This is a genomic window from Citrobacter sp. CtB7.12, from assembly GCF_001297795.1.
In the GTDB taxonomy this organism is placed as follows: domain Bacteria; phylum Pseudomonadota; class Gammaproteobacteria; order Enterobacterales; family Enterobacteriaceae; genus Citrobacter_A; species Citrobacter_A amalonaticus.
The window spans coordinates 1-2,156 of the sequence record NZ_LIFT01000052.1; the positions used below are offsets into that span (position 1 = coordinate 1).

1 protein-coding gene is annotated in these 2,156 nt (G+C 61.5%); it reads left to right on the forward strand.

The genetic code is table 11. From position 1 onward, the window contains the following. The coding region (locus AOY24_RS23310; protein ID WP_072185451.1) for a DUF6531 domain-containing protein at positions 1–2,156 on the forward strand (2,156 nt) is incomplete at both ends.

Sequence of the window (2,156 nt, forward strand, 5' to 3'; positions counted from 1 at the left end):
TCGGTCTGCCCGGGAGGGATGACTTCCGGTAACCCGGTCAATCCGTTGCTGGGTGCAAAGGTGCTGCCCGGCGAAACCGATTTCGCCCTGCCCGGCCCGTTGCCGTTTGTGCTCTCGAGGACTTACAACAGCTACCGGACGAAAACGCCTGCACCGGTGGGTATTTTTGGCCCCGGGTGGAAAGCGCCCTTCGATATCCGCTTACAAATCCACGATAACGAACTGATCATTAACGATAACGGCGGCAGAAGCATCCACTTTGAGCCGCTGTTTCCCGGTGAAACGGCCTTCAGCCGCAGCGAATCGCTCTGGCTGGCGCGGGGCGGCGTGCCGGCGCTGCATGAAAGCAATCCGCTGCACACACTGTGGCAGTCGTTGCCGGAAGACATTCGCACCAGTCCACACGTGTATCTGGCAACCAACAGCGTTCAGGGACCGTGGTGGATCCTGGGCTGGTCTGCGCGCGTACCGGGAGCGGATGAAGTTCTGCCCGCCCCGCTGCCGCCGTACCGGGTGCTGACCGGGCTGGCTGACCGTTTCGGGCGCACACAAACCTTTCACCGGGACGCAGACGGGGAATTTGCCGGGAATATCACCGCCGTGACCGACGGCGCAGGCCGCCGCTTCCGGCTGGTGCTGACCACGCAGGCGCAGCGGGCCGCACAGTACCGGAAACAGACAGCCGCCGCTGGCACAAAACATCTGCCCTTCCCGGACACTCTGCCCGCCACCGCGTACGGCGCAGACAGCGGTATTCGTCTTGAGGCCGTGTGGCTGACCCACGACCCGGAATACCCGGATATTCTGCCCGCCGCGCCGCTGGCGCGATACGACTATTCCCCGCGTGGCGAACTGGCAACGGTATACGACCGCAGCGGCACGGCAGTACGCCATTTTACGTATGACCCGCCGCATCCGGGACGCATGGTGGCACACCGTTATGCGGGCAGACCAGAGATACGCTATCGCTATGACATCGTCGGGCGGGTAACGGAACAGCGTAACCCGGAAGGCTTAAGCTATGCCTATGCGTATGAACAGAACCGCGTCATTATCACCGACAGCCTGAACCGTCGCGAGGTGCTGCACACCGAAGGCGAAGGCGGGCTGAAGCGGGTGGTCAGACAGGAATACGCTGATGGCAGCGCCATTCACAGTGAATACGACCCGGCAGGGAGACTTATTGCTCAGACCGATGCGGCGGGCCGTAAGACGGAATACCGCCTGAGTCCCGGCTCCGGCCAGTTAAAAGAAATCGTCGCGCCAGACGGCAGGCGTACTGAATTTTATTACAACAGCCAGCGCCAGTTGACGGACACCGTATACCCGGACGGCCTGCAAAGCCGGCAGGAATACGACATTCAGGGCAGACTCATCGCCGACACCCTGCGCGACGGCAGCACCACCCGCTGGTTTTATGACAACCCGCACAGCGAATACCCGTCCGCCAGCGAAGACGCCACCGGCAGCCGGAAACAGATGACGTGGAGCCGCTACGGGCAGTTGCTCACCTTCACCGACTGCTCCGGCTACCAGACCCGTTACGAATATGACCGCTTCGGTCAGGTCACTGCCCTTCATCAGGAAGAAGGCCTCAGCCATTACCGCACTTACGATGACCGGGGCAGACTGGTCAGCCAGAAAAATGCACAGGGCCACGAAACCCGCTATGAGTACAGCATCGCGGGCGACCTGATGGTCGTGCTCCACCCGGACGGCAGCAGGCAGACCACAGAGTATGATGCCGCTGGACACCCGGTGAGCACCACCACTGGCGGCCTGACCCGGCAGATGGCATACGACGCCGCAGGCCGTGTGACGCAACTGACCAACGAAAACGGCAGCCACACCACCTTCGCTTATGATGTGCTGGACAGGCTGGTGCAGGAAACGGGCTTTGACGGCAGAACACAGCGTTATCAGTACGGTATTACCGGGCAGCTTATCCGCAGTGAGGATGAAAGCCTTGTCACCCTCTGGCATTACGATGCATCAGACCGCCTGACGCACCGCACCGTCAATGATGAGCCGGCGGAACAGTGGACCTACAACGCGCGCGGCTGGCTGACCGAAGTCAGCCATCTCAGCGACGGCCACCGCGTCGCCGTGCAGTATGAGTACGATAAACAGGGACGGATGAACCTTGAACGCCAGAC